This is a genomic window from Agromyces albus (assembly GCF_004134825.1).
Lineage (GTDB): Bacteria > Actinomycetota > Actinomycetes > Actinomycetales > Microbacteriaceae > Agromyces > Agromyces albus.
Genome location: NZ_SDPN01000014.1, coordinates 87,999 through 94,071 on the forward strand (window position 1 = coordinate 87,999; position 6,073 = coordinate 94,071).

5 protein-coding genes are annotated in these 6,073 nt (G+C 68.7%); 3 read left to right on the forward strand and 2 right to left on the reverse strand.

What is annotated here, in order from left to right; genetic code table 11:
- Positions 1 to 3: 3 nt before the first annotated feature.
- Both ESP51_RS09665 and ESP51_RS09670 read right to left on the reverse strand, forming a co-directional pair.
- Complete coding sequence (locus ESP51_RS09665; protein ID WP_129520692.1) at positions 4 to 1,347, reverse strand: RNA polymerase sigma factor; 1,344 nt, start codon at positions 1,345 to 1,347, stop codon at positions 4 to 6.
- A 289-nt stretch (positions 1,348 to 1,636) separates the two neighbouring features.
- Complete coding sequence (locus tag ESP51_RS09670; protein ID WP_129520693.1) at positions 1,637 to 2,563, reverse strand: proteasome assembly chaperone family protein; 927 nt, start codon at positions 2,561 to 2,563, stop codon at positions 1,637 to 1,639.
- A gap of 86 nt (positions 2,564 to 2,649) precedes the next feature.
- Here ESP51_RS09670 and ESP51_RS09675 point away from each other — a divergent pair, with 86 nt between their 5' ends.
- The 3 genes from ESP51_RS09675 to ESP51_RS09685 all read left to right on the forward strand — a co-directional run.
- Positions 2,650 to 4,122: a leucyl aminopeptidase gene (locus tag ESP51_RS09675; protein ID WP_129520694.1), complete on the forward strand. Its 1,473-nt coding sequence runs from the start codon at positions 2,650 to 2,652 to the stop codon at positions 4,120 to 4,122.
- Positions 4,123 to 4,223: 101 nt separating this feature from the next.
- Positions 4,224 to 5,597, forward strand: a complete 1,374-nt coding sequence (gene lpdA / locus ESP51_RS09680) for a dihydrolipoyl dehydrogenase (protein WP_129520695.1) — start codon at positions 4,224 to 4,226, stop codon at positions 5,595 to 5,597.
- A 66-nt stretch (positions 5,598 to 5,663) separates the two neighbouring features.
- Positions 5,664 to 6,073 (forward strand): biotin/lipoyl-containing protein (locus ESP51_RS09685; protein ID WP_338420342.1); only part of this gene is annotated, 410 nt, incomplete at its 3' end.

Sequence of the window (6,073 nt, forward strand, 5' to 3'; positions counted from 1 at the left end):
GGCCTACTCGAGGTAGTCGCGGAGCGACTGCGAGCGCGACGGGTGGCGGAGCTTCGCCATCGTCTTCGACTCGATCTGGCGGATCCGCTCGCGCGTGACCCCGAAGGTGTCGCCGATCTGGTCGAGTGTCTTCGGCATCCCGTCGCCAAGGCCGAAGCGCATGCGGATGACGCCTGCCTCACGCTCGGAGAGCGAGTCGAGGAGCGACTCGAGCTGCTTCTGCAGCATCGTGAAGCCGACGGCGTCGGCCGGGACGACCGCCTCGGTGTCTTCGATGAGGTCGCCGAATTCGCTGTCGCCGTCTTCACCGAGCGGGGTGTGCAGCGAGATCGGCTCGCGGCCGTACTTCTGCACCTCGATGACCTTCTCGGGGGTCATGTCGAGCTCACGCGAGAGCTCCTCGGGCGTGGGCTCGCGACCGAGGTCCTGCAGCATCTGGCGCTGCACGCGGGCGAGCTTGTTGATGACCTCGACCATGTGCACCGGAATACGGATCGTGCGGGCCTGGTCGGCCATGGCGCGGGTGATCGCCTGGCGGATCCACCACGTCGCGTAGGTCGAGAACTTGAAGCCCTTGGTGTAGTCGAACTTCTCGACTGCACGGATGAGGCCCAGGTTTCCCTCTTGGATCAGGTCGAGGAACTGCATGCCGCGACCCGTGTAGCGCTTCGCGAGCGAGACCACGAGACGCAGGTTCGCGCCGAGCAGGTGGCTCTTCGCGCGCTGGCCGTCTTTCGCGACCCACTGGAGTTCACGGCCGAGCTGCGAGCGCCGCTCGGCATCGGTCATGTGCGAGAGCTTCTCCTCGGCGAACAGGCCGGCCTCGATGCGCATCGCGAGCTCGACCTCTTCGGCCGCGTTCAGGAGCGCGACCTTTCCGATCTGCTTCAGGTAGTCCTTGACGGGGTCGGCCGTGGCACCGGTGATGGCGCTCGAGTAGACCGGGACCTCGTCTTCGTCGTCGACCGCGCGCAAGACGAGCGCGCCGGTCGGGTGCGGCTCGACCGCGACGCGCTTCGCGTCGTCGTCATCGGATGCCGAGTCGTCGCCCTGCTCCTCGGTGACGACGGCCTCGACGACGACCTCTTCGAGCTCGCCGGGCTCGACCTCCTCGTCGTCTTCGCCGTCGGCGGCCTTCGCCTTGCCCTTCGGCTTCGTCGCAGTCTTCGCGGTCGACGCGCGCGGCGTCTTCGCCGCCGGCGTCGCCGAACCCTTCGTCGCCGGTGCCTTCGCAGCAGCCGGCTTCGCCTTCGCGGCCGTCGACTTCGCGGCAGTCGCGCGCTTCGTGGCGGGCTTCTCAGCCTCTGCCTCGCTCTTCGCCGACGTCGCAGCCTTCGTCGTTGCCATACGTTGAACCTCTCCTACCGTTGCGCGGCGCGCGTGCCCTCTCGGACCATCGGCGCGTGCTGTCGGCCCGGTCGTTTTCGGACACTATGAGGACCCATGTCAAGTCCGCATCTCGACGCAACCATGATTGCGCTGCGGACCAGAACGGGTCCTGCCCCCATTATACAGGCGGACGCTCCGCAAGAGCACCGTGGCGAGCCCGCGCGTCGCCTCCACTAGGGGGAACGCACCGGCGGCCCGTGCCATTCCCCGAAACGCCGTCCGGATCCGGCGGGGCACGCCGCCGGGATCAGCTGCCGAGAGGCGAGTCGTCGTCGCGTGTGCGGCGGAATGCGAGGAACTTCTCGAGCTCGGCGGCGATCTCGTCGGCCGAGGGCAGCTCCCCGTCTTCGTCGGTGAGCGGCGAGCGGAGCGTCGTGCCCTCCATATAGGAGTCGTGCCGCTCCTCGAGTGTGCCCACGAGCTTGCCGAGCTCGCCGTTCTCCGCCACTTGCTCGTCGATGCGCGCGACGAACTCGCGGCTCTGCTCGCGAAGGACATCGGTCGGGAAGATCCTGCCCGTCGAGGCGCTGATGACCTCGAGCGCCGCGATCGCCGCGGCGGGGTACTCCGCGTCGGCGAGATAGTGCGGAATCAGGAGCACGAAGCCCGTCGTCGGGTGGCCGAGCTCGTGCAGGCGGTACTCGACGAGGTGCAGGGCGTTCGCGGGAACCTGGGTCGTCGGGCGCCAGATCGACATCGCCTCGATGAGCTCGGTGCGATTGCCGCTCACGGTGACCCCGATCGGCCTCGTGTGCGGGACCGGCATCGGAATGGCGTTGATCCACGTCGTGGTCGAGACCTTGAGATCTTCGATGAGCCCCATGACGGCCGAGCCGAACCGCTGCCACTGGAAGTCGGGTTCGTAGCCGGTGAGCAGGAGGAACGGCTGCCCGAGGTCGTCGGTCGCGAGGTCGAGCGAGAGGCGAGGCGGGCGATAGTCGGCGAGGTGGTCGCCCTGGAACAGGATGATCGGCCTGCGTGCGCGATAGTCGAGCAACTCGTCGGCGTCGAACGTCGCCACGGTCGTGCTCTCGAGTGTCGACAGGAGGTAGGCGGTGGTCTGAGCCACCGCCCCGCCGGCGTCGGCGAAGCCCGTGAGTCCGGCCACGAGCGGGAGTCCGGGAGGTACCGTGACGTCCGGATTCAGCTCGTAGAGGGAACGGGGATCGCGCATGTCTCCAGCCTACTGAGGGGCGTCGGAGGCATCCGCATGATCGAGACGACGCCGATGGTGCCGAGAGCGAACAGTACGATCGCCTGATGGCCACCCCTGCGCTCACCGTCACCGATTCGCCCGCTGCCGAGGCTGAGGCCGACGTCGTGCTGCTCGCCGCCCGAAGCGGGCAAGACGGACTCGAGCTCCTCGCCGCTGACGGCTTCGAATGGGTCGAACCCCTCATCGCCACGCTCGGTGCCACCGGAGCGGCCGACGAGCTCACCCGGGTGGCCGGCCGCGACGGCGGACCCCGCGTCGTCGCGGTGATCGGCGTCGGCGAACGAGCGGATGCCGCGAGCCTCCGCCTGGCGGCCGGCAGCGCGCTGCGGCAGCTCACGGGCATCGCCACGGTCTCGATCGCGGTCCCCGCCGACGAGGCGGCCGTCGCCGCCGCGCTGCTCGAGGGGGCCGCCCTCGGCGCCTACGCCTACGGCGAGTACCGATCGAAGCCGAAGCCCACGGTCGCCGCGATCACCCTGCATACGCCCTTCGACGCAGACACCGTCGGAGTCGAACGAGTGCGCGCCGTCGTCGACGCCGTCGCCCGCACCAAGGACCTCGTGAACATGTCGCCCGCCGACCTCTTCCCCGCGCGCCTCGCAGAGATCGCCGTCGAGACCGCGAGCGCCATCGGCGTCGCCGCTCGAGTCTGGGACGAGGAGGCGCTCCGGGCAGACGGGTTCGGCGGCATCCTCGCGGTCGGGCTGGGCTCGGAGCGAGGGCCGCGGCTCGTCCGCCTCGAGTACGCGCCGGCCGGGGCATCCGTGCACCTCGCCCTCGTCGGCAAGGGCATCACGTTCGACTCCGGCGGGCTCTCCCTGAAGCCGGGGCCGTCGATGGTCGGCATGAAGACCGACATGGCGGGCGCCGCAGCCGTGCTCTCGGCGATCGTCGCGCTCGCCGAGCTCGAGACGCCGATCCACGTGACGGGCTGGCTCGCCCTCGCCGAGAACATGCCCTCCGGATCGGCCGTGCGTCCCAACGACGTGATGCGCATGCGTGGAGGTACGACCGTGGAGATGCTGAACACCGACGCCGAGGGGCGGATCGTGATGGCCGACGCGCTCGTCGCGGCGAGCGAGGAGCAGCCCGACCTCATCGTCGACGTCGCGACCCTCACGGGCGCGCAGGTCACGGCGCTCGGCAATCGGATCGCCGGCCTCATGGGCGACGACGAGACCGTCGCCAAGGTGCGCGCCGCCGCCGATGCCGTGGGCGAGACCACCTGGCCGATGCCCTTGCCGAAGCACCTGCTCACGCTGCTGAAGTCGGATGTCGCCGACCTCACGAACACGAAGCTCGGCGCGGGGGTGCCCGGAATGCTGCTCGCCGGGGTGTTCCTCCGCGAGTTCATCGGCACGCGCGACGGGTCGGACGACGAGCGGATCCAGTGGGCCCATCTCGATATCGCGGGGCCATCGCACAACACCTCCGGCGGGTGGGGATACACGGGTTCGGGTGCCACCGGCATCGCCGTGCGCACGCTCATCAGGCTGGGCGAGGACCTCTCCGCCTAGGTAGTAAGGTCATATGGGCGAGAACGTCGCCCATGCAATCTGCCCCGGGCACACCCGGAGGCAGTTCGTGTCGCAGATCTGGTGCGCAAGGGAGATTGCGGTTGTCCGAGCAGAACTTTGACATTGTCATCCTCGGTGGCGGCAGCGGAGGGTACGCAGCAGCACTGCGTGCCGTCGAGCTGGGCTTCACCGTCGGCCTCATCGAGAAAGACAAGCTCGGCGGTACATGTCTGCACCGCGGATGCATCCCGACGAAGGCGCTCCTGCACGCCGCCGAGATCGCCGACAACTCACGCGAATCGGCGAAGTTCGGCGTGCGGTCGGCCTTCGAGGGCATCGACATCCCGGGCGTCACCGCGTATCGCGAAGGCATCGTGTCAAGCAAGTTCAAGGGCCTGCAGGGCCTCATCAAGGCTCGCGGCATCACCGTGATCGAGGGCGAGGGCCGCCTCGTCGCGTCGAACGCCGTGCAGGTCGGCGACGACCGCATCGTCGGCAAGAACGTGATCCTCGCGACCGGCTCCTACTCGCGATCGCTCCCCGGACTCGAGATCGGCGGCCGCGTCATCACGAGCGAGCAGGCACTCGAGCTCGACTTCGTGCCCAGCAAGGTCGCCGTGCTCGGCGGCGGCGTCATCGGCGTGGAGTTCGCGAGCGTGTGGAAGTCCTTCGGCGCAGAGGTCACGATCATCGAGGCGCTCCCCCACCTCGTGCCGAACGAAGAGGAGTCCGTCTCCAAGCAGCTCGAGCGCGCCTTCCGCAAGCGCGGCATCGACTACAAGCTCGGCGTGCGGTTCCAGGGCGTCACGCAAGATGACAACGGCGTCGTCGTGACGCTCGAGAACGGCGAGACCGTCGAGGCCGAGCTCCTGCTCGTCGCCGTCGGCCGCGGTCCCGTCACGCAGGGCCTCGGATACGAAGAGGCCGGCATCACGATCGATCGCGGCTTCGTCATCACGAACGAGCGTCTTGCGACGAACGTGCCCGGCGTCTACGCCGTCGGAGACATCGTTCCCGGACTCCAGCTCGCGCACCGCGGCTTCCAGCAGGGCATCTTCGTCGCCGAGGAGATCGCGGGCCTGAACCCGATCGTCGTCGACGACGTGAACATTCCGAAGGTCACCTACTGCGACCCCGAGGTCGCCTCGATCGGCTACACCGAGGTGAAGGCCGCCGAGAAGTTCGGCGCCGACGAGGTCTCGTCGTACGAGTTCAACCTCGCCGGCAACGGCAAGAGCCACATCCTCGGAACGAGCGGCTCGATCAAGGTCGTGCGCGTGAACGACGGTCCCGTCGTGGGCGTGCACATGATCGGAGCCCGCGTCGGCGAGCTCATCGGCGAAGCCCAGCTCGCCGTGAACTGGGAGGCCTACCCCGAGGACATCGCCCCGTTCATCCACGCTCACCCGACGCAGAACGAGGCGCTCGGCGAGGCATTCCTGAAGCTTGCCGGCAAGCCGCTCCATGCACTCTGAGCCGGCCGCCCAGAACACGACTGCAATAAGCTAGAAAGCGTCCCACGCTGTGAAGGAGACAAGCGCATGAGCGAATCCGTCAGCCTCCCGGCACTCGGTGAGAGTGTCACGGAGGGCACGGTCACCCGATGGCTGAAGAACGTCGGCGACCGTGTCGAGGTCGACGAGCCGCTGTTGGAGGTGTCGACCGACAAAGTCGACACCGAGATTCCATCGCCGGTGGCAGGTGTCATCGAGGCGATCCTCGTCCAAGAGGACGAGACCGTCGAGGTGGGCACCGCCCTCGTGACGATCGGCGACGGCACCGGCGCAGCCGAGGCTGCACCGGCGGCCCCCACGTCGGAAGCAGCACCGGCGCCAGCGCCCGCTGCAGAAGCAGCACCGGCGCCAGCGCCCGCTGCGGAAGCAGTTCCGGCGCCCGCCACCGAGGCTGCGCCGGCTCCTGCTGCGCCCGTCGCCGAAGCAGCCCCTGCCGC

Coding starts and splice junctions, on each gene's coding strand:
- ESP51_RS09665 (WP_129520692.1), bottom strand. CDS start 1,347: ATGGCAACGACGAAGGCTGCGACGTCGGCGAAGAGCGAGGCAGAGGCT.
- ESP51_RS09670 (WP_129520693.1), bottom strand. CDS start 2,563: ATGCGCGATCCCCGTTCCCTCTACGAGCTGAATCCGGACGTCACGGTA.
- ESP51_RS09675 (WP_129520694.1), top strand. CDS start 2,650: ATGGCCACCCCTGCGCTCACCGTCACCGATTCGCCCGCTGCCGAGGCT.